The sequence below is a fragment of the Brachybacterium sp. Z12 genome, from assembly GCF_014400405.1.
Taxonomy (GTDB): domain Bacteria; phylum Actinomycetota; class Actinomycetes; order Actinomycetales; family Dermabacteraceae; genus Brachybacterium.
In genome coordinates this window covers 254,322-281,233 of record NZ_CP060496.1, presented here as the reverse complement: position 1 = coordinate 281,233, position 26,912 = coordinate 254,322, and the positions used below count along the sequence as shown (strand labels likewise).

Below are 26,912 nucleotides of genomic sequence, written 5' to 3'. Positions count from 1 at the left end.
TCACGGTTCACGCACGCTTGCTCGCGCGAGCACCTGCCCCGGTGACGCAGTGACGCGGGGACCGGATCACCAGGTGCCCGCGTTCTGGGAGTTGCGGATCCGCAACTCGCTGAACGGCCGGGCTCCGTGCCGGCACCAGGCCGGTCGAGCGGCCATGAGTACTGTGCCTGAACCCATAAGCCAGGCTTGCTACCCGCGCCTAGAATGGACCCATGGATCCTCGTCGACTCCTCATCTTCCGCACTGTGGTGCGCAATGGCTCGATCGGTGCCGGTGCCCGCGAGCTGGGCTGGACCCAGCCCGCCGTCTCCCAGCACCTCGCCGCACTCGAGAAGGAGGTGGGCACCCAGCTGCTGCTGCGTTCCTCCTCCGGCATCACCCCCACCGAGGCGGGCGGGCGACTGGCCGCGCACGCGGAGGCGATCGCGGCGCAGCTGCACGCCGCCGAGGAGGAGCTCGCGGACATCACCGCACTGCGTCGCGGCACGGTGAAGTTCGGGACGTTCCCGTCGGCCGCCGCAGTGGTGCTGCCGCCGATGCTCAAGCGGCTCTCGGAGACGGCACCCGATCTCGACGTCACCTTCTCCGAGCTCGAGCCGCCGGACGCGGTCGTCGCACTGCGTGAGGGCGAGCTGGACCTCGCCCTGGTGTTCCGCTACCCCTGCAGCGACATCGGTGACGAGGGCACCCTGGAGTGGACCCCGCTGATGGAGGACAGGGTGATGGCGGTGCTGCCGCGCGATCATCCCCGCGCCGAGGATCCCGATCTCACGCTCGCCGACCTCGCGAAGGATCCGTGGATCGCGGGCTGCGAACGCTGCCGGGCGAACCTCATCTCGAGCGCCCGCAAGGCCGGCTTCTCCCCACCGTGTGCGCCACCTCCACCGATGACACGATCGTCGTGCAGCAGCTGATCATGCACGGCGGTGGCGTCGCGCTCATCCCGGAGATCGCTCTGGAGGCCGCCCCGCCGGCCGATCTGGTGGTGCGTGCGCTGCCCGACCTCGACGACCGGATGATCGGGCTGCTGAACCGTCGTGGCGCGCTCGCGATCCCGGCCGTCGGCGCCCTGCGGGACGCGCTCGTGGCGGAGACCAACGAACGCCTCGCCACGGCGGTGATGATGTGAGCTCCCGGACCACAGGCATCCCCGCGAGCGCCTGGCTGCGGCCCGCACTGCTGCTGGTGGGCGGGCTGCTGCTCACCGCGCTGCTGTTCCTGGCCGGGCAGAAGATCGCCTCGGTCGCAGTCGCGATCTTCTCCGTGTTCATGGCCTACTGGACGAGCCCCCTGCGCTCGGGCCCGCACATCCCGCTCACCGAGGCCCGCACGCAGCGCGCGGACACCGCGATCATCCTCTGGGCCCCGGGCAACCCGCTCTCGGCCCGGCTGCAGGCGGCGATCCGCGGCCCCCGCGAGGATGTGGCCTGGGTGAACGTCTTCCGTGACCCGCATGCGCAGGAGGTGCTGGCCTCCCACGGAGGCACCGGCGCCCTGCCGCTGGTGATGGTCGGCGGGCAGACGATGATCAACGCGACGGCCGGTGGAGTGCTGGACCTGCAGGAGACAGTGCGGCGTGGGCAGGCCGACGGCGGCAGCGACACCGACCGGTAGCGCCCGCCCGTGGTGAGGTGCGGGCCGCTCAGGCGCCGGGCAGCTGCCCGATCACGACGGTCCATTCCCGGGCGCTGCGGTCCACGATGACGCGCTCGCGCATGAAGGGATCGCCGTCGAGCTTGGCGAGCGCCTCCTCCTCGGAGTCCGCGACGACGATCAGCAGCGCGGCCGGTCCGCCGCCCAGGGGCCCGGACAGCAGCAGCGTGCCCTCGCGGTGCAGCTCGGCGAGGTGCTCACGGTGCTCGGGCCGGAAGGTCGCAACTCTCTGCGCATCGTCGGTGTAGGTGTACTGGACGGCGAAGGTGGCCACGTTTTCTCCCTGGGTGCGTGGGCCGACGTCATCGCACGGCCCATTGGTCTCTGCCCTCATCGTGCCGTATCCGCCGGCGTCGCGACGGGTCGTCCATCGCCGGAGCTGGCGAGCGTTCCTGAGCCTCGGGCTGTTCAGCCGCGCAGCGGCAGCCAATCCAGCACGTCCTGGATGCTCTGGTCCCAGAAGTCCCAGGTGTGGGCGCCCGGGCGCAGGCGCGAGGTGAGCTCGACGCCGCGCTGCTCGGCGGCGGTGAGGAAGCGGCGGTTGTGGTCCAGCAGCTGATCCTCGGTGCCGCAGTCCAGGAACAGGGCGGGCAGCGTCGCGGGATCAGCCTGCTCGAGAAGTCCGAACAGGTCATCGGTGGTGCCGGCGATGTCGCGATCACCCCAGACCCGCTCGGCGAGGTGACCGGTGTTCAGCTCCAGGCTCAGCGAGGAGGGGTCCAGCGCACCGGAGAGGCTCGCGGCGGCGGCGAAGCGGTCCGGGTGGTTCAGGGCCAGCTTGAACGCACCGAAGCCGCCCATCGACAGTCCGGCCACGAAGGTGTCCTCGCGGGCGGTGGAGATGCGGAAGGTGCGGGCGATGAGCTGCGGCAGCTCCTCGGCGATGAAGGTCCAGTACTGCTCCCCCACCGCTTCGTCGGTGTAGAAGGAGCGGCGCACCTCGGGCATGACCACGGCGATGCCCTTCTCGGTGGCGTAGCGCTCGATCGAGGTGCGGCGCTCCCAGATGGTGCAGTCATCGCTCAAGCCGTGCAGCAGGTAGAGCACGGGCACCCCGGGCCCGCCCTCCGGCGCGCCCGCGCCCGCGGCGGCGTCGGCCCCGCCCATCCCGATGCCGGCGGCGGCCTGCGGCATCAGCACCACCATCGAGGTGCCCATCCCGAGGGACTCGGCGAAGAAGTCGGTGCGCATGCGGATCATCGGTGATCGCTCCTGGGTCGCGAGGCAAGGTCCTGGACCCATTGAACACTCCCGCGCCTACGATGGCGCCATGACTACCGCGACAGCCCCGTCCTGGATCCGTGACGCGATCTGCTGGCAGGTCTATCCGCTGGGCTTCTGCGGTGCGCCGCGGCAGCGCGAGGATCTCACCGGCGAAGGGTACGGCGGGGCCGACGGGGAGAACGTGGTCCACCGCCTGCCGCGGCTGCACGGCTGGCTCGACCATCTGGTGGGCCTGGGCGCGAACGTACTGCTGCTGAACCCGATCTTCGACTCCGTCTCCCACGGCTACGACACCCTGGACCATCGCCGCCTCGATCCGCGGCTCGGCGACGCGGGCGACGTCGACGCGTTGATCGCCGCCTGCCACGAACGCGGGATCCGGGTGGTGCTCGACGGAGTGTTCAACCATGTCTCGGACCGTCACCCGGTGGCGCGGCGCGCGATCGCCGCCGGTCCCGGCACCGAGGAGGGTGCGCGGATCCGCTGGTCGGAGGGGCAGCCCCTACGGATTCGAGGGGAACGACGACCTCATCGAGCTGAACCTCGCGGACGCCGTGGTGCAGGACAGGGTCGTGGAGATCATGGGGCACTGGCTCGAGCGCGGGGCCGACGGCTGGCGACTGGATGCGATGTACGCCGCGGGCGCCGAGGCCTGGGCCTCGATCCTCGAGCGGGTGCGCGCCGCGCACCCCGAGGCGTGGATCCTCGGCGAGGTCATCCACGGCGACTACCCCGCGTTCGCCGCCAGCTCCGGCGCGGACTCGATCACCCAGTACGAGCTGTGGAAGGCGATCTGGTCCGGCCTGCACGATCAGAACCTGTTCGAGCTCGCCCATGCGCTGGGCCGCCACCAGGAGTTCCTCGACGCCGAGGGCGGCACGCACCCGCTCACCTTCCTCGGCAACCACGACACGACCCGCATCGCCACCCAGCTGACCGACGGCCGGGATCTCGCGGCGGCTTATGCGCTGCTCGCCCTGCTGCCGGGCATCCCCGCCGTCTATGCGGGGGACGAGTTCGGTGCCGCCGCCCTCAAGGAGGACCGCGCCGGCGGCGACGACGCGATCCGCCCCTGGTTCCCGGGGAGCCCCGACGAGGTGGTCTCCGCAGCGACTTCCGCCGACAGCGCCCCGGGAGGCCCGCACCACCTCGCCCTGCTGAAGCCCGACGCCTCGGAGCGGATCCTCGAGGTCCATCAGCGGCTGTTCTCCCTGCGCCGCCGCGAGCCGTGGCTGGCGACCGCCTCGGTGCGCGTGGACGAGGATTTGCTCGAGAACACCTGGGCGCAGATCGTCCTGGCACCCCGCGACGAGGACGGCGTGGACGGTGCCGACGGCGAGGCTCCCGCGCCGCTCACCCTGGTGCTGAACCTCGGTGATGAGGCCCGCCCCGCCCCCGGCGAGGTGCTCGAGGCGGTCAGCGGCGCGGACATGCTCGACGGCGTCGGCCCCGCCGCCCCGGGAATGGTTCCCGCGCACGGCGTGGCCGTCATGCGCTGATCCGCACGGCACCAGCGAGGGCGTCGTAGGCTCATGCCATGAGCATGTCGATCAAGCCCGCAGCATCCGTGAACACCGCCCCCGTCGTCGCCCTCGGGCTGGTCGGCGGCTGGCTGACCGCCCGCGAGACAGGCATCCGTCCCCTCGGCGGCGTGGTGCTTGCCGCGGCCGGGCTGTACGCCGGCCGCACCTGGCTGGCCCGCCGTGGACCGGCCACCACCGCCGTGCTCGGCGCGACCTACGTGATCGGCTTCGGCCTCTCCCACCCGCTGGCGAAGAAGATCGGCCCCTGGCCTGCGGTGCTCACCGTGACCGCCGCGGCCGCCGGCGCCGCCGCGATGCTCTCCGACGCCGCCTACAGCGACTGGTCACCCGCCGACCGCAAGGACTGATCGCCGAGCTCGTCCGAGCTCCCAGCCCGCCTCAGCCGTCGCCACCTGCTCCGCGCAACAGCAGCTCCAGCAGGGCACGCGGCCCCACCGCACGCCACAGGAATGCGCTTATCGGGTTCCGATCGTCGGGATAGTTGACTAGGCTAAGCCTCTGGCCCCGATCGTCGGGGCCTCCCTGTCCCCGAGGTTCTCTCTTCCCATGCTCGGCACCATGCGCCGTCTCTGGCAGACGGTCCGTCCGATCCGCTTCCGCCTCTACCTCGGCCTGCTCAGCGCCATGACGGCGTCGATCGTCGCGCTGATGATCCCGCAGGTCCTCGAGTTCATCGTCAACCGACTGGGCTCCGACGCCACCGCCGCAACCCTCTGGACCGGCGGCGCGATCGTGCTCGCCCTCGGCCTGGTCGAGGCCTCCCTGATCTGGCTGCGCCGCACCTTCGCCGTCGCCCCCTCGACCACCGTCGAGAAGCAGATCCGCGTCCACTTCTACGAGAAGGTCCAGAACCTGCCGGTCTCCTTCCACGACGGCTGGGGCTCCGGCCAGCTGCTGTCGCGGATGATGAGCGACATCAACCAGATCCGCCGCTGGATCGCCTTCGGCATGATCATGGCCGTCACCAACGTCGTCACCATCACCGTGGGCATGGCGCTGCTGATCCGCTCCTCAGCGATCCTGGCGCTGATCTTCTTCCTCGCCGCCGTGCCGGTCACGATCATCGCCTACCGCTTCAACCGCAGCTACTCGGTGCTCTCCCGCCTCTCACAGGACCAGAACGGCGACCTGGCCACCACCATCGAACAGTCGGTCCAGGGCATCCGCGTGCTCAAGGCCTTCGGGCGCGGCCCGTCGGCCCTCGAGGGATTCACCGCACAGGCCGAGGAGCTGCGCCGCACCGAAGTCCGCAAGGCCACCGCGATCGCCCGCTTCGACATGTTCATGTTCATGCTCCCCGAGCTCGCGCTCGGCGTGGCACTGCTGGTGGGCCTGCATCTGACCGCCTCGGGCGAGATCTCCACCGGCCAGCTGGCCTCCTACTTCGCGACCGCCACCCTGGTGGTGGGCCCGGTGCGGATGCTCGGCATGCTGCTGGGCCAGGCCGTGAACGCGACCACCGCCCTGGACCGCCACTACGAGGTGATGGACACCGCGAACACCATCACCTCCCCGGCTCCGCGCAGCACATCGACCGCGCCGCCGCCAAGGGCGCGGTGCGCCTCGAGGGCGTCCACTTCCGCTACGAGGACGCCCCCGACCACGTGCCCGACGTGATCGACGGGGTGGATCTGGAGATCCGCCCGGGCGAGACGATGGCCCTGGTGGGCGTCACCGGCAGCGGCAAGTCCACCCTGCTGCAGCTGGTGCCGCGCCTGTACGACGTCACCGGTGGGACGATCACGATCGACGGCGTCGACGTTCGCGAGATGAGCCTGATGGACCTGCGCTCCCTCACCGCGGTCGCCTTCGAGGACGCGACCCTGTTCTCCGACTCGGTGCGCGACAACGTGCTGTTGGGCGCCGACCCCGCCCTCAGCGAGGAGGAGTCCGAGGCGCTGCTGCACCTCGCGCTGCGCACCGCCGACGCCACCTTCACCTACGACCTGCCCGTGGGGGTCGACACCCGCATCGGCGAGGAGGGCATGAGCCTCTCCGGTGGCCAGCGCCAGCGCCTGGCCCTGGCCCGCTCGATCGCCGCCAAGCCTGCCGTGCTGCTGCTGGACGATCCCCTCTCGGCCCTGGACACCAAGACCGAGGAGATCGTCACCGAACGCCTGCGCGAGGTGCTCGAGGGCACCACCACCCTGATCGTCGCCCACCGCACCTCGACCGTCGCCCTCGCGGACCGCGTCGCCCTGCTCGAGGGCGGCCGGGTGGTCGCCGTCGGCACCCATGCGGAGCTGATGGAGACCTCCGCCCGGTACCGGTGGGTGATCGCGCACCAGGCCGAGGAGCGGCGCCGCGACCAGGACATCGAGACCCTCACCGGCGAGCTCGAGCTCCGCGCGATCCAGGAGGAGGGCCGATGAGCACCCCCGCAGTGAAGAACCCGCAGCCGGGCCAGAACGATCCCGAGCACCAGGCCTACTCCGACGCCGAGAACAAAGCCTCCCGGAAGCGCTCCTTCGCCCTGCTCGGAGAGCTGATCTCCCCGGTCAAGCGCCAGTTCCTGCTGATGGCGATCATGGTCGTCATCGCGCAGCTGGCCGTCGTGGCCGGGCCCGCGATCATCGCCTGGGGCATCGACCACGGCCTGCCCTCCCTGATGGCGGGCGATCCCGGCCCGGCCTATCAGGCGGCAGGTCTGGCCGTCGGCGCCGCGATCGTCGGCGGTGTGCTGACCTACGGGTACGTGCGCCAGTCCGTCGTGGTGGGCCAGAAGATGCTGCTGGCGCTGCGCCGGAAGGTCTTCCGCTTCACCCAGAAGCAGGACCTCGAGTTCCACGAGTCCTACACCTCGGGCCGGATCGTCTCCCGCCAGACCTCCGACATGGAGGCGCTGCGCGAGCTGCTCGACTCGGGCGTGAACGTCATGGTGGGCGCCTCCCTGTCGATGGTGTTCACGATCGTGCTGATCGTGACCATGGACCCGGTGACCGGCATGGTCATGCTGCTGATGCTGATCCCCTGCGTGGCGCTGACGGTCTGGTTCCAGAAGCGCTCCCGCGTCGAGTACCGCGCGATCCGCACCCATTCCGCGCGGCTGATCGTCCACTTCGTCGAGGCCATGGCAGGCATCCGCGCGGTGAAGGCCTTCCGCAAGGAGGACCGCAACCAGGCGGAGTTCGACCGCCTCGCCCAGGACTACCGCGACGCCTCGATGCGCTCGATCAACGTCTTCGGCATCTACCAGCCGGCGCTGCGCGTGCTGGCGAACATCACCATCGCCGCGGTGCTGGTCGTGGGCGGGTTCCGCGTGTTCAGCGGCGACCTGCAGGTGGGCGTGCTGGTGGCGCTGGTGCTCTACTCGCGCCGCTTCTTCCAGCCCGTCGACGAGATCGCGAACTTCTACAACGCCTTCCAGTCCGCGGTGGCCGCGCTCGAGAAGATCGCGAATCTGCTCGCCGTGCAGCCGCACGTCAAGGAGTCCCGCACCCCCACCCCGCTGCCCACCTCACGCGGGCAGGTCGACTTCGAGGGCGTCTCCTTCCGGTACACCGAGGAGGGCCCGCTGGTGCTGCAGCCGACGGACCTGCACATCCCCGCCGGCCAGACAGTCGCCCTGGTGGGCCAGACCGGTGCCGGGAAGTCCACCGTCGCGAAGCTCATCGCCCGTTTCTACGACTCCACCGAGGGGGCGGTAAAGCTCGACGGGGTGGATCTGCGGGACATCTCCATGACGGACCTGACGCGCAATATCGTCATGGTCACCCAGGAGGCGTACCTGTTCTCCGGCACCGTCGCGGACAACATCGCCCTCGGCAAGCCCGGAGCAAGCCGCGAGGAGATCGAGGCTGCGGCGCGCGCCATCGGTGCGGACTCCTTCATCGAGAAGCTCCCCTACGGCTACGACACCGACGTGAGCAAGCGCGGCGGCCGGGTCAGCGCAGGGCAGCGGCAGCTGATCTCCTTCGCCCGCGCCTTCCTCGCCGATCCACGGGTGCTGATCCTCGACGAGGCCACCAGCTCCCTCGACATCCCCAGCGAGCGGATGGTGCAGGAGGGGCTGACGAAGCTGCTCGGGCACCGCACCTCGTTGATCATCGCCCACCGCCTGACCACCGTGATGATCGCGGACCGGGTGCTGGTGGTGCACGGCGGCGAGGTCGTCGAGGACGGCTCGCCCGCCGAGCTGGTCGCCGCCGGCGGTCGCTTCGCCGCGCTGTACCAGGCGTGGCAGGACTCGATGTGAGGTGAGGGTGCGGTGCGCTGGTGCGCGACCGGTGTGCCGCGCTCTCATCCTGACCGTCTCTGCAGAGTTCTCGTGGCGAGAGCACGAGGACATCACCGCGCCCGAAGCGGCGGCGCACTACCCTTCGATCGCTGACACGCTCGCCGAGGCACTGAGCACGGAGATCACCCCGATGACCTCGGACGATGCCTCCCCGCAGATCGGCACCTCGTCCTCCGGCTGCAGAGTGACCGGGGCCGCGCACCTCAGCGCGGACCTGCTGGCTGATGCCCCTGGCGAAGCCCCCGCGGAAGACGATCTCATCGCGGTCGCGAACCCGGTGCTCTCGGAGCACGGCTTCTCCGAAATCGGCCCCGAGAGCGAAGATCCCTCCCCGGTCCGGACCCTGGTAGCGACCGACGGGCAGGGCGGCGCGATGCGTCTGGTGCTCGAGTCCCGGCCCGGCCGTCCGACGCTGCGCCTGTGGTGGAGCGCGCACGTGGACACCGACGGCGCCGACTGCACCGACGAACTGCTCGGCTGACTGCACCGCGCCTCGGCGCCGGGCGCGTCCCTTTCCTCCGCAGTATCCGCCGTCGTCGGCGTCGGGCGTGTCCCACCCCTTCGCCGTACCCACTGTGCTCATGCGTACAGCCAGCCGCTATATGTGCCGACGTGTACCTATGAGGACACTCGATGCACCAGTCCCAGCCCGACCCGGTCCGGCCCGCTGTGCGCCCGCAGTGACCGTCCCGCCCACCCCCTGTGATCCACCCGCCAGTACTCGTGCCGGAGGTCCCTATCCCAGGGGCGGAACGCGCGCTACATTTCTCCCAGAATCACTCGATTCAGATCCTGAGGAGCCGGAGGAGCGATGCCGCTCCTGCGGCCGGTCACCCGCGGATCCCCGGCATCCTCAGAGGCACCCATGATCACCTCCCCCGTTTTGCGCGCTCGATTCCTCGCCCTCCTCCTCGCTGCCCTGATGGTCGCGGTGCTGGTGGCGATCGCCCCTCCTGCGGCCGAGGCTGCGGTGAAGAAGCCGCTGGACATCGTGAAGGTCTACTACGACCCGCCCGGCAAGGACCACTCGAAGAACTCCCATTACACAAAGGAGTACATCCAGGTCAAGAACACCGGGAAGAAGACGCTGACGCTCACGGGCTACGTCATCCGTGACAACGGCCCGCAGAAGTTCACCTTCCCCAAGGGCACGAAGATCGCGCCGGGCAAGACCCTCACGATCCGTTCCGGCAAGGCGAAGAACACCTCGAGCACCCTGCATTGGAACAAGTCCAGCTACATCTGGAACAACACCGGGGACACCGCCCGCCTGTACACGAACAAGGGCAAGCTCCTGGAGTCCTGCGCCTACAAGGGTGGGACTCACAAGAAGGCGACGAAGAAGTCGGTGCGCACCACGACGACCACCGCGTTCTGCTGAGCCCCCGGCCCCACCGCAGCCACAGCACGCCGGCCTCTCCGCTCAGGCCCCGAGCATCTCCCGCAGCTGTGCGGTGATCCCCTCGACCTCGACCGGCGCGTGCGGCCGGCGGAACGTCTCGGGCGTCACCAGGAATCTCTGCTCGAGCACCGCGGGGCCGGGCAGGGTGGACATGTGGGTGCCGTCCTCGCGGTATCCGCAGGCGTGCGAGACGCCGAAGGAGGGGCGGTTCCCGATCGCCGCGGCGGATTCCGCGCGCTGCGCGCCGAGGTGGTCGAAGGCGAGCACGAGCATCGCCTGGCGCATCAGCGTGCCGTAGCCCTGGCCGTGAGCGTCGAGGGTGAGCCACGAGCCGGAGGAGACGGTGCGACGCTCGGCGAAGCGCTGGGCGGAGACGTCCTGGCAGCCGATCAGGCGGCCGTCCGTCCAGATCCCCAGCGGCAGCGTCCACTTCTCGGGGCTGAACGTGCTGCGCAGCTGCCACTGGAAGCTCAGCGCGTTGCGCACCCGGGTGTCGGGCTCGGCCCGGTACCAGTGGAACATCGCCGGGGACTGCGGGTCCTCGAAGATCGGCCGACGCAGCAGCTCTGCATACTTCGGCAGGTCGGCGTCGGTCAGCGGGCGCAGGGTGAGGTCCCCGGCGCGCAGGACGAGGCCGAACGGAGGGTGCAGGGTCGCGAGCGTGGGCGGCGTGGGCGGCGCGGTCATCGGGTGATCGTAACGCCGGGGGCAGTGCCGGTCACGGCGTTATCGGCGATCGCTGCGCCTACGCTGTGGCCATGACGATCGACGTGCTGCTGTCCGGCTTCTCCCCTTCGCCGGAGCGGCGGTGAACGAATCGCGGGAGATCGTCGCGCTCGCTTCGCCGATGCTGCGGGAGCGGGGGCTGGCGGTGGTGGATCTCGAGCTTCCGGTGGAGTTCGGCCGGGCCGGGGAGCTGCTGGCCGCAGCGCTGCGGGAGCATCGGCCCCGCCTGGTGATCGCGACGGGCCTTGCGGCGGGCCGGTCGGGCATCACGCCGGAGCGGGTCGCGGTGAACGTCCGTGATGCCCGCATCCCTGACAACGCCGGGGCGAGCCCGCTGGATGAGCCGGTGGTGGCCGGAGCGCCTGTCGGATACTTCTCGAGCCTGCCGATCAAGGCGATGGTCGCCGCGCTCAGCGATGAGGGGTGCCGGGCTCGGTCTCGCAGACCGCCGGGACCTATGTGTGCAACGACGTGTTCTTCCAGCTGCAGCACTTGCTAGCCACCGAGCCTGCGCTGGAGGGGATCCGCGGTGGTTTCGTCCACGTCCCGTCGGGGGATGTCGTCGGCCCCGCGGCGGGTGCCCGTGCCCTGGTGCGGATGGTCGAGGTCGCTCTGCGCAGCGAGGTGGACGCGCCGCTCGCGGGCGGCGCCGAGCACTGATCTCCACGCTCTGTCAACTGCCGGAGTCGATGGGGATCACGCGTGTCCGTCCACTGCCGTGCGGTGTGCACAACTGGTGCATGAGGGGTCTCGTCGGCCTGAAACTACCTCTTTTCCACGCCCCTGGGGAAGTTATCCACAACGTTATCCACACCAGTGGATGAATGACAGACATGTAGTTCCGCAGGTACCGCGACTTCGCCGGGCGTGTCGCGGCCGATTCGTTCCGCGCCCAACCCTCCCTGCGCGGCGCCAGGCAGGTCCACCGCACTCACCCCCGCCCCCGACATCACTGCAGGTCAGCGTCGCTCCCTTGGGAGTGATAAAGACCGCTCTCTTGACGTCGAGAGACGTTTGCGCAGGCTGGACGGCTTTGCGAGCCCCGGCATCCCGATGGGGACACGGAGCGGTCCGAGAAGTTGTCCCCACCGCCCGTCCACAACGAAACCATGGTTATCCACAGCAATTTCCTGTAACCCCCAATGGGGCCACGAGTTATCCCCAAGTCTGTCCACATCTGGGGAAAACCACATGCGTGTAGTTCCCCGCAGACGCCACGCGAGAGCAGCGAAGGAGGTATAGCGGGGACAGCGACGGGCCGGGGCAGCTGCTCCAGCCGCCCCGGCCCGTCCGGTCCCTCAGATCCTGCGCCCGCTCACAGGCGGCATGTCACAGCGCCATCACCATCAGCGTCTTGACGATGATCAGCACCAGGCACAGCACCGTCGCCGCCGCGATCACGGCAGCGTGCAGGAACGCGGAGCGCCGGGCCAGGGCCTGCCGGTCCGCCCCCGGGGTGGCCTTGGGGCGCAGCGCGAACATCCCTGCGGTCACCGCTGCGCCGAGCACCAGGCCACCCAGATGGCCCTGCCAGGAGATGCCGGGGATGGTGAAGGTGATGACGAGGTTCAGCGCGATCAGCACGAGGATCTGCGCAGTCTGCCCGCCGAGCTGCCGATTGACGATGAACATCGCGGCGAACAGTCCGAACACGCCCCCGCTGGCCCCGAGCGTGCCGGAGACCCAGGCCGACTGGAACGGGTCGGCGATCAGGTAGATGGCGGTGTGCCCGCCGAGCACCGAGACCAGGTACACGGCGACGTAGCGATAGTGCCCGAGGGTGCGTTCGAGGTGCTGCCCCACGATCCACAGTGCGTACATGTTCAGCAGCAGGTGAAGGATCCCGCCGTGCAGGAACCCGGCGCTGAAGAACGTCCAGGGCATGACCACCGCACGGACCGGGATGAACAGGCCCAGCTGGAGGACGATCTGCGGCACCAGCATCTGGCCGACATACGCCAGGACGTTCAGCGCGATGAGGGTATAGGTGACGTACGGGGTGCCCCGGCCCATGCCGCCGCCCATCGCGTTGCGCGGCCGGGTCGAGGCCTGCTGCCGAGACACGTCGCGCTCGCAGTCCACGCAGAGCACACCCACCGGGGTGGGGCGCTGGCAGTCCGGGCAGGCCGGGCGCTCGCAGCGCTTGCAGCGCACGTAGCTCACCCGGTCCGGGTGGCGGGGGCAGACGGGCTGTGCCTGCGGCTCCGGGGAGTTCTCGGCGCTGTAGCCGTAGCTGGGTCGGTCCATGCCGTCCATTCCACCACGTGCGACTGGGCTCGGGCCGAGGATGCCTCGGCGCTGCAGAGGCGCTGGTTCAGGCGGCTGTGCACGGGAAGGCGGTGAACAGCGTCCCGAAGCGGCGGCTCTGCGCCTCTCTCACGGGCCTCAGCCCCTCGAGCACGAGCTTCCGCTTTCCGGCAGCGAGGTGGTGTCGCTGCGTCATGAGGCGAGGGCAACGCTCGCTGCAGGGTGGAGCCGAGGCTCCATCAAAGGTTGATCCGCTCGCTCGGCGCTCTCCATAGCGTGGAAGACACCCGACCCCGGGACCGAACCTCGGCCGCCACCAGCGGTCTTCTCTCGAAGGATCCACAGTGACTGCACCCACGTCCACCCCCGCCGACATCGGGCCGGGGACCCCTCCACAGCACCGACCACCGTCGCCGGCCGGATCGCCTCGGTCCTCACCGGCCGCCGCTCCGCCTGGGCGATGCTCGTCGTGTCCGTGGTGCTGCTGCTCGCCGTGATGGGCGGGATGCGGGGTGCCGGTCCCGCCGCCGGGATGGACGCGCTGCCGGAGAGCTCGGAGTCCTCCCGCGCGGCCGCGATCGCCGAGACCATGGAGGGCAGCCGCTACCAGCCGGTGTTCGCCGTGGTCACCCGCGCCGACGGCACCGCCCTGACCGCGGAGGACGCCGCCGCCATCGAGACGCTCCGCACCGATCTCGCCGAGGTCGCCGGCCGCGACGCCGTCGGCCCGATGCCTGCCGAGGACGGTTCCGCGGATCTGGTGATGACCACCGTCGACTCGCAGGCGGACAAAGAGACGGTCGACGCGATGATCACGGATCTGCGCGCCGCGGCCGACTCCTCCGTCCCCGCCGAGCTCACGGTGTCAATCACCGGTGGCCCGGCCGTCGCCTCCGATATCCGCGGCGCCTTCGCGGGTGCGGACTTCACCCTGCTGGCCGTCACCATCGCCGTGGTCGCGGTGCTGCTCCTGCTCACCTACCGCTCCCCCATCCTGTGGCTGCTGCCGCTGTCGGTCGTGGCCCTCGCCGACGGCGCCGCAGGCGCAGTCACCAGCACCCTCGGCGAGCAGTTCTCCCTCGCCTTCGACACCGGCGTGATCAGCGTGCTGGTGTTCGGTGCGGGCACCAACTACGCCCTGCTGCTGATCTCCCGCTACCGCGAGGAGCTGCGCCACCACACGGACCATCGCGCCGCGCTGGCCACCGCCTGGATCCGCACCACCCCCGCGATCATCGCCTCGAACGTGACCGTGGTGCTGGCGCTGATGACCCTGCTGGCCGCGGTCATGCCCGCCACCCGCGGTCTCGGGATCGCTGCGGCGGCCGGTCTGCTGATCGCCCTGATCGCCGTGCTGTTCCCGCTCACCGCGCTGCTCGCGGTGGTGGGCCGACGGGTGTTCTGGCCCTTCGTGCCGCGCCCCGCGACCTCGCAGGACACCGCGACCCGCCGTGACGAGGCCGAGCACGGCCCCTTCGCCACCGTCGCCCGCACGGTCACCCGCCGCCCCGCCTTCGCCGCCGTGGTCTCGGTGCTGCTGCTGGGTGTGCTCGCCACCGGCCTGGCGGGCACCCGGGTGGGCCTTGCGCAGGACGAGCAGTTCGCCTCGCCGAACGAGTCCTCCGTCGGCTTCGCCGCGATGGCCGAGCACTACGGTGCCGGGGAAAGCGCACCGCACCAGATCGTGGTGCGGGAGGGGGCGGCAGATGCCGCCGTCACCACCGCCGAGTCCGTGCCCGGCATCGACCGTGCCTCGATCAGCGGCACCACGCCCGAGGGCTGGGCCGTGCTCTCCGCCGTCGGCACCGCGCAGCCGGAGTCGCCGGAGGCGATCGACGAGGCCGCCGGGCTGCGTGACTCCCTGCACGCCCTCGAGGGGGCCGATGCCCTGGTGGGTGGCACCACGACGAGCGCGATGGACGTCCGCTCCGATTCCACGCGGGACCTGCTGGTGGTCGCGCCGATGATCCTCGCGGTGGTGCTGCTGGTGCTGATCGGCCTGCTGCGCGCGGTGGTGGCGCCGTTGGTGCTGCTGACCGTGAACGTCGCCAGCTCCGTCGCCGCGATCGGCCTGGGCCTGTGGGCCGGGCGTCTGCTGTTCGACATCCCCGCGCTCGACGTGACCGTGCCGCTGCTGGCCTTCCTGTTCCTGGTGGCTCTCGGTGTGGACTACACGATCTTCCTGGTCCACCGCGCCCGCCATGAGGCCGCCGTGCACGGGACCACGCAGGGCATGGTGCGGGCCGTCGGTTCCACCGGCGTGGTCATCACCAGCGCGGGCGTGGTGCTCGCCGCAGTGTTTGCGGCGCTGGGGGTGCTGCCCCTGGTGGTGCTGGGCCAGCTGGGCCTGATCGTGGGCCTCGGCGTGCTGCTGGACACCCTGCTGGTGCGCACCGTGCTGGTGCCGGCGCTGTTCGCACTGATCGGGGACCGCATGTGGTGGCCCTCCCGCCCCGCCTCCGTCGACGCGGCAGGTGTCGGTGCCGGCGTCGGTGCCGGTGCCGGCGCGGCGCCCGTCGCGAGCGCCTGATCCCTCCGGGTGGGGGCGAGACCCCGATTGCCTTCGCGAACAGTCGTCGTAAAGGTATTCTGGCCTGCGCCCCCACCCTCGACGAAAGAACCCCATGACGCCCCGACGCCCCTCTCTCGCGCCGCTCGGCACCACCTCCCTGGCACGCCGCGGCGTGCTCCTCGCCGGTCCGACTCTGCTCCTGGCCGGGTGCGGACTGCTCCCCTCCGGCACCGAGGACGAGGACCCCGCAGGCGGTGCTCCCGACGAAGAGGCCGCTGATCTGGAGGGAGCGGCGGAGACGGAGGACGAGTCCTCGCCGGCGCCCGGCACCTCCGCCACCATCGAGATCGACGTGCTGGAGGTGGAGGACGAGATGACCGCGGGCGGGCTGATGACCCGCATGTCGGACTCCGAGACGATGATCCATCCGCACGCCCAGGCCACCGTGGTCGCCACGACCCTGCTCGACAGCCTCACCGCGGAGCAGTACACCGCGCTGACCGGGAAGGACGTCCCCGAGGTCGACAACCCGGACCCGGAGGCAGAGGAGGAGCAGCTCGCCACCGTGATCCTGCCCGGTCAGCTGAAGAGGTTCCTGCTCACGGCATGGGAGTCGACCGACTCGGAGTGGGCGCCCAAGGTCGACCCCACCTACGCCGATCTGGACATCACCTACGGTGGGAACCAGGAGATCCGCCTGGACTCCCCAGCAGCGGCGATGCCGAGCGCAGCGGGACCGTGCTCGCGATCGTCGACGCCACCCCCAGCCCGGTGCCGTCGCCCTCCGCGCCGAGATGGGCGGCGGCATCCAGGAGCTCTCGCTGGTCGACGGTTCGCTCCTGACCACCCCGGCCCCGCGGATGTATGACGGCGGACTCGAGGTGGAGGTCTCCGACGCGACCGTCCTGGACACGAAGGTCCCCGACGGCTTCGGACAGGACTACATGACCCTCCACGGCACGATCGAGGAGGCGTACCTCTCCCCTACGTCGACACCAGCCTCGAGTACGGCGGAAATCTGGGCTGGGCCGACGAGGACGAGATCCATCTGGTGGTACCGCTGGTGTGGGACCGAGACAGCTCCTCGAACGTCAAGGATCTCACCGAGGTGGTGCTCGTCCTCCCCGACGGCACCGAGCTGCCCCCGGCCCAGGACCAGTCGTGGACGTTCAAGCACATGCCTCGGACAACCGTCGCTACCTTCACCATCCCCGCCGACCTGGAGACCGCGACCGTGAAGGTCAAGCCGCGCTTCGGGCAGGTGCTGAACGACGACTTCGAGCAGATCGAGGACCCGGTCACGGCGACGCTGACCTTCCGCTGAGGCCGGCCGCGGCCGGCCGCACCGAGCCCTCCTGAGCGAGCCCGGGCGGCGGAACGCCGACGGCGCGGGCGCGGCAGGCCGGGGCCCGGTCTGAAGGACGCCGTCGGCACATGTCACGGACGGGTCGATGGTGAGGCGAGCCGGCGATACTGCCAGGGCTCGTCGCCATAGGCCTGCGGAGAACACCGCCCGGCCCGCGCCCGTGCGCCCATGCACCCCGGCCCACCGCACCCCGGTGCGGACAGCAAGCAGCCCGCCACCGGTGTCCGGGGCGGGCTGCTCAGCGCATCGGGCGGTCCGCTCAGCGCGGAACCGGCCCGGGCGGGATCACTTCTCGATGGTGACCGAGTTGATGACGACATCCTCGAGGGGACGGTCGCGCATATCGGTCTTGACGGCCTCGATCGCGTCGACGACCTTCTTGGAGTCCTCGTCGGCGACCTGACCGAACACGGTGTGCTTGCCCTGCAGGTGCGGGGTGGGGCCGACGGTGATGAAGAACTGCGAACCGTTGGTGCCGGAGGGCTGGCCGGTCAGCGCGTTGCGGCGCTTGCCGGCGTTGGCCATGGCCAGCACGTAGGGCTCGTTGAAGTTCTTCTCGGAGATCTCGTCGTCGAAGTTGTAGCCGGGGCCGCCGGTGCCGGTGCCCAGCGGGTCGCCGCCCTGGAGCATGAAGCCTGAGATGATGCGGTGGAAGATGACGCCGTCGTAGAAGGGACGGGTGACCTTCTCGCCGGTCTCCGGGTCGGAGAACTCCTTGGAGCCCTCGGCGAGGCCCACGAAGTTCTCGACGGTCTTGGGAGCGTGGTTGGGGAACAGCTCCATGCGGATGTCCCCGTGAGTGGTGTGAAGAGTTGCGAACATGGCGTCATCCTCCCATACGCGCGCCTGACCGATCGGACGGGCTGGCAGGCCTCCTGGTTCTTCGCATCCCCTGTGAGGGTGCATGCTCGCTCGCGTTAGAGTTGAGCCACACGGGCCCGTGCAGCCACCGGCTGTCCTGGCCCAGGGACCACCGTCGGCCCGACCCGACGGATTCGACGAAAGGGGAACCCCATGGCGCTGACCACCAAGCGGAAGGCCAAGAAGGCCGCGAAGCAGGCGGAGAAGGTCACCGACGCGGCAGGATCGACCGCGCAGAAGGCGGAGAAGGCCGTCGAGGAGCTGCAGAAGCTCGCAGCCTCGGTGGGCCCTGTCGTCTCCGAGGGTGCGCGCGAGGCACGCACCCGGGCGACCGACTTCTACGACCACTACGCCCCGGAGGCCCAGCAGAAGCTGCGCGACCAGTCCGACAAGCTCCGAGACCAGGGCGAGAAGCTCTCGCAGAACCTCGGCCCCCGCGCGGACAAGCTCCGCCACGACGTGCAGGATGACTACATCCCGCGTGCCCGCAAGACCGCCGAGACCACCGGCACCGTCCTGAAGGCGGCCGTCGACGCCGCCCGCAAGGAGCTCGACAAGGGGCAGGGCGACATCCGCTCCGCCGTCCTCGAGCCCACCCCGCAGCCGAAGAAGGGTCGCGCCGGCAAGGTGCTGCTCATCCTCGGCCTCGCCGCCGCGGGTGCCGCTGCCGGCTACGTGGTCTGGCAGAAGACCCGCCCGGTCGAGGATCCGTGGGCACCGCCCGCCGATTTCGCCCGTGCGCACTACCCCGCCTCTGCGGCGAACGAGTCCGACTCCTCGACCGTCTCCGACACCGTCGGCTCGGCCGATGCCGGTGACGTCGCCTCGGCCCTGAAGGGTGAGGACCGCTCCTCCGACGTGGAGCCCAAGGAGGTCAAGGTCGATTCCGATCCGGACGCCTCCTCGGCCGACGACGAGAAGCGTGGCAACCACCGCGGCGACTCCTGAGTCAGCGCCCCCGGCGCCTCACGGAGCAGTCCGTGAACCACAGCGCGGCGGTCCCGTCCCCGGACGGTGACCGCCGCGCTGTCGTCATCTCCGGGATCGTCACCACCCGCCTGCACCTGGCACCGGTGCGCGCGGAGGATCTCGAGGAGCTGTTCACGCTGCACTCCGATCCCCGCGCCTTCGCCGAGGACACCACCGCCCCGCTCACGCAGCTCGCCCAGATGCGGCAGGTGCTCGCGCAGTGGTCCAGCACGTGGGAGCGGGACGGGCTGGGGTACTTCACGGTGCGGGCACGGGCTGCGGCGGAGCCCGACGCCCGGTGCGAGTCGCCGCGCGGCGGCCCACAGGGTGCCGATGGCGGCGCCGAGGAACTGCCGGCGGGCCTGCTCGGCGTCGTGGGTATCACCGCTCTGCGAGCCGACGACTCCGAGCTGCTGAGCGCCTACTGGCGGCTGGATCCCGGGGTGACCGGGCGAGGCGTGGCCAGCGAGGCGATGCGCGCCGTGCTCACCGATCCGCACTGCGGACCGGGCGGTCGCGAAGTGATCGCGGTGACCGCCTCCCGCAACCTCGCCTCGCGCACCCTCGCGGCCCGTCTCGGCTTCCGCCCCGCGGCAGCTGCGCGTCCCGTGCCCGGCGGGCGGGTGGGCGATGTGCTGCTCGTGCGTCCCGCTTCCTAGACTGGCGGGCATGTCTGCCGTCCCGACCCCGCCCGGCGCGGGCCGCTACGCCCCCTCCCCCAGCGGCGACCTGCACCTGGGGAACCTGCGCACCGCGATCCTCGCCTGGGCACTCGCCCGCCGCACCGGCCGCGCCTTCCATCTGCGCGTCGAGGACCTGGACCGGGTCAAGGAGGGCTCCGAGCAGCGACAGCTCGAGGATCTGGCCGCACTGGGCCTGGACTGGGACGGGGACGTGGTCCGCCAGTCCGAGCGGGGAGCGGCGTACGACGAGGCCATCGCCCGCCTCGAGACGCAGGGACAGGTCTTCGAGTGCTACTGCACCCGCCGGGAGATCCTCGAGGCTCCCAGCGCCCCGCACGCCCCGCCCGGCGCCTATCCCGGGACCTGCCGCGACCTCACCCCCGCCGCGCGCGAGCAGGGACGGCAGCGGATGCGGGAGCTGCGGCGCGCACCGGCTCTCCGACTGCGCACCGAGGTGGAGTCATGGCAGGTCCACGATCTGTGGGCGGGAGAGGTGACGGGGACGGTCGATGATCTGGTGCTTCGACGCGGCGACGGCGTGGTCGCCTACAACCTGGCCGTAGTGGTCGACGATGCCGCGGCCGGGGTGGACCAGGTGGTGCGGGCCGATGATCTGCTCAGCTCGGCTCCACGACAAGCGCACCTCGCCCAGCTGCTGGGCCTGCCGGAGCCGAGCTACGCGCACGTCCCGCTCGCGGTGAATTCCGTCGGGGCCCGGCTCGCGAAGCGCGACGGCGCGGTGACGCTGCGGGATCGTCTGGAACGCGGGGAGAGCGTCCGCGAGGTCGTGGGCCGGATCGGGGACTCGCTGGGGCTGCGCGGCTGCCGTGCTGCGGCCGATGTGCTCGAGCGATGGGACCCGGCCGCATCGCCGCGGCATCCGTGGGTGGTCGAGCTGCCGAGCTGACCCTGCCGGTGTCTGCCGGCGTTTGCCGCACCACACTTATTTCCGAACAGTAACGCTTCTCGATACACGAATGTATCGTGTGCGGCGTGATGCGACTCCTCCGTGCACTCCTCTCCGCTCTGTCCACCGTCCTCACAACTGTCCGCCGCGCTGTGTCCTCGGCCGTCGGCGTCCTGGCCGGTGCGCTCGCCCGCGCCCTCGGAGCGACCGGTCGCGGGCTCTCCGCCGTCGGCCGCGGAGCCCTCGCCCTGCTGCCCGGCGAGTGGAAGAAGCCGATCGCGGCACTGTTCGTGACCGGCCTCGCCCTGGTCCCACTGATCTACTCCGGCAACATGACCTGGTCGTTCCTCGACCCGAGCAACAAGCTCGACCAGGTCACCGCCGCCGTGGTGAACGAGGACGAGGGCGCCACGGCCACCTCCCCGGACGGCGAGGAGAGCCAGCTGGACGTCGGCGCGGAGTTCACCGACACGCTCCTGGACCTCGACAAGGAGACCGTGTACCGCTTCGTGGAGGTCTCTCCCGGTGAGGCTCATCGTGGCCTGGAGGACGGCACCTACGGCGCGACCGTCGAGATCCCCTCGGACTTCTCCGCCAACATAGCTTCCCTCGGCGGGGATGCCGAACACGCGGCCCCGGCTCTGCTCACGGTGACCACCAACGACTCGGTGAACTACGTGGGCGGGAACTTCACGAAGTCCGTGGGGACAGCGCTGACCGATTCGCTGCGCTCGAGCGTGCTCGAGCAGTACCTGGGCCAGATCTACGTGGGCTTCACGACCATCCACGACGGCCTGGGCGATGCCGTCGACGGCGCCGGCGAGCTCACCGACGGTGCCACCACCCTGCACGACGGCACCGGAGACCTGGTCGACGGCAGCACCGAGCTGGCTGACGGCACAGCACAGCTGGTGGACGGCGGCGCGGAGCTGGCCGACGGCGCGCACGCCCTGCACTCCGGGAGCCTCGACCTGGTGGTGGGCTTGGATCAGCTGAGCACCGGCGCGGTCACCCTGCGCGACGGGACCGCGACCCTCGACGCCGGCGCCCGCGAGCTCCGCACGGGCCTGGTGACCCTCGACGAGAACGGGCAGCCGCTGCGCAGCGGGGCCCAGCAGCTCGCCACCGGCACCTCGGAGCTCGCGACCGGGGCGGGCACCCTCGCCGACGGCGCCGGGCAGGTCGCCGAGGGCACCCGCCAGCTCGACGAGACCGTCACCGCCGCGCAGCAGCGGGCCGACGAGCTCGGCGTGACCTCCGAGAGCGTGCAGCGCACCAGCGAGGACCTCGTCACCGCGATCGACGCTCTCGAGGGCATCGCCACGGACCTGCCGGGACGACTCGCCGACCCGGTCACCGCCGCCGGCACCGTCTCCGAGACGGCCACGACCCTCGACGAGACCGTGACCAGCCTGGATGAGACCGCACAGGACCTCGACCAGACCACGACCGACCGCACCGAGGACGCCCGCACCCTGCGCGACGCCGCCTCCACCATCGGTGAGGACGCCACCGCACTGGACGAGGACGTGCAAGGCGCGCACGAGGCCACTACCACCGCCTCCGAGAGCGCCGCCACCAGCGAGCAGAGCGTGCGGGACTACACCGAGGAGGTCGACGTTCTCGCCGCACGCTGCGAGGACTCCGGCGCCGAGGCGTCGTTCTGTCAGGATCTCGCGAGCACGGCGGACTCCTCCCAGCAGGTGCGCGACGACGCCGAGCAGGCCTCCGCCGACACGACCACGGCCCAGGAGGCCACGGGCACCGCGGCCGAGCAGTCGACCGACATCGCCGGCACCGCCTCGGACATGACCGACTCCGCGGAATCGATGGTCACCTACACCGAGGGGCTCTCCGAGACCACCGGGGCCCTCGCCCAGGGCACCTCCTCCCTCTCCGAGACCACCCGGACCCTCGCCGCGGACACCTCCACCCTCGAGCAGGACCTCAGCACCCTGCGCGACGACGCCGTCACGGCCGCCCCCTCCCCGAGCAGGGGACGAGCGCCTCCGACCTCGCCGCAGACCTCGCGGAGCAGGCCCGCACCGCAGCCGAGGCCCTGCCCCAGGCCTATTCCGCTCTCGAGCAGGGCGCGCAGGACGCGCACCGCCTGAACACCGGCGCCCGCCAGGTCTCCTCGGGCGCCGACCGGCTCGCCGAGGCGAGCGGCACCGCGAGTGAGGGTGCCCAGACCCTGTCCAGCGGCGTCACCCGCTACACGGACGGAGTGGGGACCGCCCGCACCGGCGCCGAGCGGCTGGCAGGCGGCACCGGACAGCTCGCCGACGGCGCCCAGCAGCTGGCCGAGGGAAGCGCCGAGGCCGGCGACGGGGCCCAGCAGCTCGCCGACGGGGCCGGACGCCTCGAGGACGGGGCCACGCAGCTCCATGACGGCGCGACGCAGGTCGACGACGGCGCGAACGAGCTGGCCGACGGTGCGGTCGCCCTCGATGACGGGGCGGGCGAGCTCGCGGACGGCTCGGAGGAGCTGCGCGACGGACTCGCCGAGTCCCAGGGCGACATCCCCGCCTATACCGACGACGAGAGCGACGCGCTCTCGGAGACAGCCGCAGAGCCTGTGCAGATGAGTTTCGAGCGCGCCCACGAGCTCACCCGCTTCGGCGAGGGCCTGGCGCCGCTGTTCCTCGCGATCAGTCTCTGGGTGGGCGGCATGGCCATCTTCCTGATGATGCCTCCGTTCTCCTCCCAGGCCGCCGCTCGCGGCGTGGGCCCGGTACGACTGCTGGCCGGCGGCCTGGTGCCCGCACAGCTGCTGGGCCTGGTGCAGACCGCGATCGCCGTGGGCGCCCTGCACTGGCTGGTGGGCGTCTCGATGGATGACCTGCCACTGATGATGGGCCTGGCGGCGCTGACCTCGGTGGTGTTCGTGGCGCTGAACCACGGCTTCGGCGCTCTGTTCGGGCCGGTCGGGAAGTTCGTGGCGCTGGTGCTGATCGCGATGCAGATCTCCGGTGCCGGGGGCACCTACCCGGTCTCGACGCTGCCGCAGTTCTTCCAGGTGATCCACCCGTACCTGCCGATGACCCACGCCGTGGACGCCTTCCGCGGAGCGATCGGCGGAGGCTGGATCGACCCTGCCGGGGATCTGCTGTGGCTCGGCGGGTGGCTGCTCCTGGGCATCGCCCTGGGCCTCGCCGGCGCGCTGAAGGAGGGGCGCCGGGCCTCGGCCCCGACACCGCAGGACGCGGAGCCGCTCCCCGCCTGAGCGGCCCTCGCCTCCCCGCTCAGGCCAGGGCGGGCTCTCGCTCGGGGAGGCGGGTCGCCGGGAGGGCGGCGGCCCGGCCCAGGGAGCTGATCTCCCAGCCGGCGTCGCGCCACTGCCGCGGGTCGAGCACGTTGCGGCCATCGATCATCCGCGCTGCCGCGACCAGGCCGGCAGTCCGTGCGGGGTCGAGGTCGCGGTACTCGTCCCATTCGGTCAGCAGCACGGTCAGCTCCGCTCCGCGCAGTGCCGAGGAGGTGTCCGGCTCGAGCTCCACCAGTCCGCCGAGGCGGCGCTCGGCGTTCCGCAGCGCCTCGGGGTCCTGGTGACCGTGACCAGGGCCCCGGCAGCACGCAGGCGGCAGGCGACATCGAGCGCCGGCGAGTCCCGGGTGTCGTCGCTGAGGGGCTTGAAGGCTGCGCCGAGCACGGTGACCCGGCGTCCAGCGAGGTCGCCGAGCATCTCACCGGCGAGGGCGACCACCCGGGCGCGGCGCCGCTCGTTGACGGCATCGACCTCGCGGAGGAAGCCGAGGGCCTCTCCCACGCCGTTCTCTTCGGCGCTGGCGAGGAAGGCGCGGATGTCTTTGGGCAGGCAGCCTCCGCCGAAACCGACCCCGGCGCGCAGGAACTTCGCGCCGATGCGGTCATCCATGCCGATCGCGCGGGCCACATCGGTGACATCCGCCCCGGTGACCTCGCACATCTCCGCCACAGCGTTGATGAAGGAGATCTTGGTGGCGAGGAAGGCGTTGGCCGAGGCCTTGACCAGCTCAGCTGCCTCGTAACCCATCACCAGGCGGGGCGCTTCGCGTTCGAGGATCCGGGCGTAGACGGCGTCGAGCATCGCGACGGCCTGCGCGGCGACAGGGTCCTCGGTGTCGTGCACCCCGTAGACGAGCCGATCGGGATCCAGGGTGTCCTTCACGGCGAAACCCTCCCGCAGGAACTCCGGGTTCCACATCAGCGTCACGCCCTCGACCTGCTCGAGACGGCCGGCGAGCATGCGCGCGGTGCCGGCGGGGACGGTGGACTTGCCGACCACCAGCGTCGGCGCACCGCCGCGGGCGGGCAGCACCTCGGCGAGCGCGTCGACCGCGGCCTCGAGGTAGGACAGGTCGGCGCCGAAGCCGTCGGCCTGCTGCGGGGTGCCGAGGCCCAGGAAGTGCACGTCGGCGTCGGCGATGTCGGCGTAGTCGGTGGTGAAGCGGAGCAGATCGGCATCCAGGCCACGGGCGAGGATGTCCTCGAAGCCGGGCTCGTGGAAGGGGGCGCGCCCGGCCTGGAGGGTGGCGATGCGCTCGGCGTCGATGTCGAGGCCGACCACGTCGTGGCCGAGGTCGGCCATGGCGGCGGCGTGCACCGCACCGAGGTATCCGACTCCGATGACGGAGATCTTGGTGGTCTTCACGACATGCTCCTTTCGAGGTGGGTGGCGGTGCCGCCCAGTGGGGTGTCCTCTGCCGCGGGTGCGCGGAGGGGGCCGGGGATGCCGGGCCGGGGCCGGCCGGGTCGAGGGAGGCGGCGAGGATGCGGGCAGCGCCGCGCCACCGTGGTCGGAAGGCGTAGACGCAGGCGAGCCGGGCGATGGTGCCGCTCTCGTAGGCGGCGAGGGTCTCGGGTGGGATGCCGCTGCGGGCGGCGGCCCGGTCGATCTCCTCGCGGACCACGGCGGCCTGCTCCTCGGTCCAGATCCCCTGCAGCTCGCGCCAGGTGGCGTGCGCGCGGAGATTCGCGGCGTCGAGGGCGGGATCGCCGGCGGTCGCGGTGTCGACATCCAGGAGGGCGGGACGGTCGCCCTCCCGCCAGAGGATCTGCTTGTCGTGCAGGTCGCGGTGGATCAGGGCGGGCCGCTCGACGTCTCCCAGGCGCAGCAGCTCCCGGCGGGCCAGCGCCAGGGCGCGGCCGCGCAGGACGGCCCCGGAGGGGTCGACGGCGTCGGCACGTTCACCCCAGGCCTCGAGCACCTCGGCCTCGGCGGCGGGTCCGTGGAGGGTAGCGGCCCCCACGTGGTCACGGGAGGTCTCGACGGCGGTGGTCCAGGCGTCGAGGGTCTCGCGCCAGGCGCGGCACCAGGTGCCGTCAGCGGTGGGGAGCCCGTCGTGCAGGAGGTGTCCGGGCAGCTCGGCGAAGGTGACGGTGTCCTCGTCGGCGTCGAGCACCCGGGCTGTGCGGAAGGGGCCCTCGAAGGCGGTCGAGCGGCTGATGGCGTCCAGCAGCCGTGCGGCGCGGCCGGGGCGGACGATCTTCACGTAGCGGGTCCCGGCGGGTTCGCCCTCGCTGCCCTCTCCGGCCCCGCCGGCTCCGCCGTTCTCGAGGCGGACCACGGCGCGTTTGCCGGGCCGGTGCGAGACGACGGTGCCGCCCGGATGCTCCTCGAGCACGCGGGCCAGTGCGGGCAGGCGCGGATCGGTGCCGTCCGCGAGCACGGTGACCTGGCCGGTGGCGGGGTCGAGGCGGGCTGCGCGCAGGCGGGCTCCGGAGCGGGTGGGGGCGCTGTCCTCGAGCTCGAGGGGCAGGCCGCGGCCGTCGTCGGCCCAGGCGCGGTGCACGGTGAGCACGCGTCCGTCATGGGTGACGGTGGCGGGAACCAGGGTCTCCTGCTCCCCTGTGCTCGAGGCGGCGGGGGCCGGGGCGGGCAGCGGCAGGCGGCCGGGCCGTTCGAGGACGATCTCGGCGAGCGCGAGGCGCCGCTCGACCCGCTCCATCCAGTCCTCGCGGTGACGGCGCAGCGGGTCCAGGGCGGAGGAGAGCAGGGCGCGGGCGGTCCAGGCTGCGAGCTCGGTGCTCGGCGGCAGGGCGAGGCGGCGGGTGTACCCGCGGAGGAAGGCGGTGGCCTGTTCCTCGACGCCGGCGAGCAGGCAGGAGGCGATCCAGGAGCCGAGGTCGGCGCTGCGCGGCCCGAGGCCGGAGCGGTCCAGGTCCACCACGCGCAGGGGCAGGTGCCCTTCGCCGGGGACGGCGGTCTCGTCGACCGAGACCAGGACCTGGTCCGGGGAGAGGTCGCCGTGGATCAGGGCCTGGGGCCCGTCGGTCGTGAGGGTCTCGCGCAGTCGCTGCGTGAGCTGTGCGATCTGCTGTGCGCGGTGGGGCAGCAGATCGGCGACGGCCTCGGTGGTGGCGGGGACCGGGTCGCCGATGCGGGCTGCGGACAGGCCGCGGCCGGAGACGTCGGCGGCGTGCAGGCGGGCGATGATCTCGCCGAGCCGGGCGGCGGCCGGCATCGAGAGAGGATGGCAGGACATCCCCGCAAGATCTCCCTGGCCCCACTGCTCACCGATCAGCACGGAGGGGCGACCACGCCAGCGACGCTGGGCGACGGTGGGCAGGCCCAGCTCCCGCCAGCACTCGCCGACCTG

The 26,912-nt window shown here is 71.3% G+C and carries 21 protein-coding genes and 6 pseudogenes; 20 read left to right on the top strand and 7 right to left on the bottom strand.

All coding sequences use genetic code 11. The features are described from left to right. Window positions 1-212 precede the first annotated feature (212 nt). From H3H54_RS01500 to H3H54_RS01490, 3 genes are read left to right on the top strand one after another with little or no spacing between them, the layout of a single operon-like run. On the top strand, window positions 213-914 hold the full coding sequence (locus H3H54_RS01500; protein WP_262425228.1) for a LysR family transcriptional regulator: 702 nt from the start codon (window positions 213-215) through the stop codon (window positions 912-914). Next, window positions 902-1,129, top strand: coding sequence for a LysR substrate-binding domain-containing protein (locus tag H3H54_RS01495; protein WP_262425227.1), 228 nt, complete (start codon window positions 902-904; stop codon window positions 1,127-1,129). Before H3H54_RS01500 ends, H3H54_RS01495 begins: the two co-directional genes overlap by 13 nt. Beyond that, a complete protein-coding gene (locus tag H3H54_RS01490; RefSeq protein WP_262425226.1) occupies window positions 1,126-1,614 on the top strand; it encodes a hypothetical protein in 489 nt (162 codons plus the stop codon). The genes H3H54_RS01495 and H3H54_RS01490 overlap by 4 nt, the downstream gene beginning before the upstream one ends. A 28-nt stretch (window positions 1,615-1,642) precedes the next feature. Here the strand turns inward: H3H54_RS01490 and H3H54_RS01485 are convergent, their stop codons facing one another. Both H3H54_RS01485 and H3H54_RS01480 read right to left on the bottom strand, forming a co-directional pair. Beyond that, window positions 1,643-1,927: a YciI family protein gene (locus tag H3H54_RS01485; protein ID WP_262425225.1), complete on the bottom strand. Its 285-nt coding sequence runs from the start codon at window positions 1,925-1,927 to the stop codon at window positions 1,643-1,645. Between the two features lie 134 nt (window positions 1,928-2,061). After that, window positions 2,062-2,853: an alpha/beta hydrolase family protein gene (locus H3H54_RS01480; protein ID WP_262425224.1), complete on the bottom strand. Its 792-nt coding sequence runs from the start codon at window positions 2,851-2,853 to the stop codon at window positions 2,062-2,064. On the opposite strand from H3H54_RS01480, the pseudogene H3H54_RS01475 reads away from it, so the two are divergent. The 7 genes and pseudogenes from H3H54_RS01475 to H3H54_RS01445 all read left to right on the top strand — a co-directional run. Further along, window positions 2,765-3,277 (top strand): annotated as a pseudogene (locus H3H54_RS01475) (alpha-amylase family glycosyl hydrolase); the annotation flags it as partial. The gene H3H54_RS01480 and the pseudogene H3H54_RS01475 overlap by 89 nt on opposite strands. Before the next feature lie 7 nt (window positions 3,278-3,284). Further along, window positions 3,285-4,376 carry an alpha-amylase family glycosyl hydrolase gene (locus H3H54_RS01470; RefSeq protein ID WP_262425223.1) on the top strand — a complete coding sequence of 364 codons (1,092 nt, stop codon included), beginning with the start codon at window positions 3,285-3,287 and terminating at the stop codon, window positions 4,374-4,376. Between the two features lie 38 nt (window positions 4,377-4,414). Further along, window positions 4,415-4,768, top strand: a complete 354-nt coding sequence (locus H3H54_RS01465) for a hypothetical protein (RefSeq protein ID WP_262425222.1) — start codon at window positions 4,415-4,417, stop codon at window positions 4,766-4,768. 199 nt (window positions 4,769-4,967) lie between these two features. Continuing rightward, window positions 4,968-6,793: pseudogene (locus tag H3H54_RS01460) on the top strand (ABC transporter ATP-binding protein). Next, window positions 6,790-8,616, top strand: coding sequence for an ABC transporter ATP-binding protein (locus H3H54_RS01455; protein WP_262425221.1), 1,827 nt, complete (start codon window positions 6,790-6,792; stop codon window positions 8,614-8,616). Before H3H54_RS01460 ends, H3H54_RS01455 begins: the two are co-directional and overlap by 4 nt. Before the next feature lie 31 nt (window positions 8,617-8,647). After that, complete coding sequence (locus H3H54_RS01450) at window positions 8,648-9,139, top strand: hypothetical protein (protein ID WP_262425220.1); 492 nt, start codon at window positions 8,648-8,650, stop codon at window positions 9,137-9,139. A gap of 330 nt (window positions 9,140-9,469) precedes the next feature. Further along, complete coding sequence (locus H3H54_RS01445) at window positions 9,470-10,039, top strand: lamin tail domain-containing protein (protein ID WP_262425219.1); 570 nt, start codon at window positions 9,470-9,472, stop codon at window positions 10,037-10,039. Between the two features lie 42 nt (window positions 10,040-10,081). Here the strand turns inward: H3H54_RS01445 and H3H54_RS01440 are convergent, their stop codons facing one another. Further along, complete coding sequence (locus tag H3H54_RS01440) at window positions 10,082-10,747, bottom strand: GNAT family N-acetyltransferase (protein ID WP_262425218.1); 666 nt, start codon at window positions 10,745-10,747, stop codon at window positions 10,082-10,084. 160 nt (window positions 10,748-10,907) lie between these two features. Between H3H54_RS01440 and H3H54_RS19345 the strand changes: the two are divergent. Then, window positions 10,908-11,446, top strand: a pseudogene (locus H3H54_RS19345) (pyroglutamyl-peptidase I). A gap of 669 nt (window positions 11,447-12,115) precedes the next feature. Here H3H54_RS19345 and H3H54_RS01425 read toward each other — a convergent pair. After that, entirely contained in the window at window positions 12,116-13,033 is a 918-nt protein-coding gene (locus tag H3H54_RS01425) for a rhomboid family intramembrane serine protease (protein ID WP_262425215.1), read from the bottom strand. 460 nt (window positions 13,034-13,493) lie between these two features. Between H3H54_RS01425 and H3H54_RS01420 the strand changes: the two genes are divergently transcribed. The 3 genes from H3H54_RS01420 to H3H54_RS01410 all read left to right on the top strand — a co-directional run bounded on the left by H3H54_RS01420 (window position 13,494) and on the right by H3H54_RS01410 (window position 16,869). Beyond that, on the top strand, window positions 13,494-15,563 hold the full coding sequence (locus tag H3H54_RS01420) for an MMPL family transporter (RefSeq protein ID WP_262425214.1): 2,070 nt from the start codon (window positions 13,494-13,496) through the stop codon (window positions 15,561-15,563). A gap of 94 nt (window positions 15,564-15,657) precedes the next feature. Next, window positions 15,658-16,413 carry a hypothetical protein gene (locus H3H54_RS01415; RefSeq protein WP_262425213.1) on the top strand — a complete coding sequence of 252 codons (756 nt, stop codon included), beginning with the start codon at window positions 15,658-15,660 and terminating at the stop codon, window positions 16,411-16,413. Window positions 16,414-16,596: 183 nt separating this feature from the next. Further along, window positions 16,597-16,869, top strand: coding sequence for a hypothetical protein (locus H3H54_RS01410; RefSeq protein WP_262425212.1), 273 nt, complete (start codon window positions 16,597-16,599; stop codon window positions 16,867-16,869). A gap of 327 nt (window positions 16,870-17,196) precedes the next feature. Here the strand turns inward: H3H54_RS01410 and H3H54_RS01405 are convergent, their stop codons facing one another. Continuing rightward, a complete protein-coding gene (locus H3H54_RS01405; RefSeq protein ID WP_262425211.1) occupies window positions 17,197-17,733 on the bottom strand; it encodes a peptidylprolyl isomerase in 537 nt (178 codons plus the stop codon). 192 nt (window positions 17,734-17,925) lie between these two features. Here H3H54_RS01405 and H3H54_RS01400 point away from each other — a divergent pair, with 192 nt between their 5' ends. From H3H54_RS01400 to H3H54_RS01380, 6 genes and pseudogenes are all read left to right on the top strand, one after another. After that, a complete protein-coding gene (locus tag H3H54_RS01400; RefSeq protein ID WP_262425210.1) occupies window positions 17,926-18,720 on the top strand; it encodes a hypothetical protein in 795 nt (264 codons plus the stop codon). Between the two features lie 32 nt (window positions 18,721-18,752). Further along, on the top strand, window positions 18,753-19,400 hold the full coding sequence (locus H3H54_RS01395) for a GNAT family N-acetyltransferase (RefSeq protein ID WP_262425209.1): 648 nt from the start codon (window positions 18,753-18,755) through the stop codon (window positions 19,398-19,400). Between the two features lie 10 nt (window positions 19,401-19,410). Continuing rightward, window positions 19,411-20,331 (top strand): tRNA glutamyl-Q(34) synthetase GluQRS, encoded by a 921-nt coding sequence (gluQRS, locus tag H3H54_RS01390; RefSeq protein ID WP_262425208.1) that lies wholly within the window; start codon window positions 19,411-19,413, stop codon window positions 20,329-20,331. An 89-nt stretch (window positions 20,332-20,420) separates the two neighbouring features. Then, on the top strand, window positions 20,421-22,445 hold the full coding sequence (locus H3H54_RS01385) for a YhgE/Pip domain-containing protein (RefSeq protein WP_262426367.1): 2,025 nt from the start codon (window positions 20,421-20,423) through the stop codon (window positions 22,443-22,445). After that, window positions 22,391-22,540 (top strand): annotated as a pseudogene (locus tag H3H54_RS18565) (hypothetical protein); the annotation flags it as partial. The gene H3H54_RS01385 and the pseudogene H3H54_RS18565, both read left to right, overlap by 55 nt. A gap of 18 nt (window positions 22,541-22,558) precedes the next feature. Continuing rightward, window positions 22,559-23,557 carry a YhgE/Pip family protein gene (locus tag H3H54_RS01380; protein ID WP_262425207.1) on the top strand — a complete coding sequence of 333 codons (999 nt, stop codon included), beginning with the start codon at window positions 22,559-22,561 and terminating at the stop codon, window positions 23,555-23,557. 19 nt (window positions 23,558-23,576) lie between these two features. Here H3H54_RS01380 and H3H54_RS01375 read toward each other — a convergent pair. Beyond that, window positions 23,577-24,901, bottom strand: a pseudogene (locus H3H54_RS01375) (UDP-glucose dehydrogenase family protein). Between the two features lie 358 nt (window positions 24,902-25,259). Next, window positions 25,260-26,777, bottom strand: a pseudogene (locus H3H54_RS01370) (phosphotransferase); the annotation flags it as partial. Window positions 26,778-26,912 lie beyond the last annotated feature (135 nt).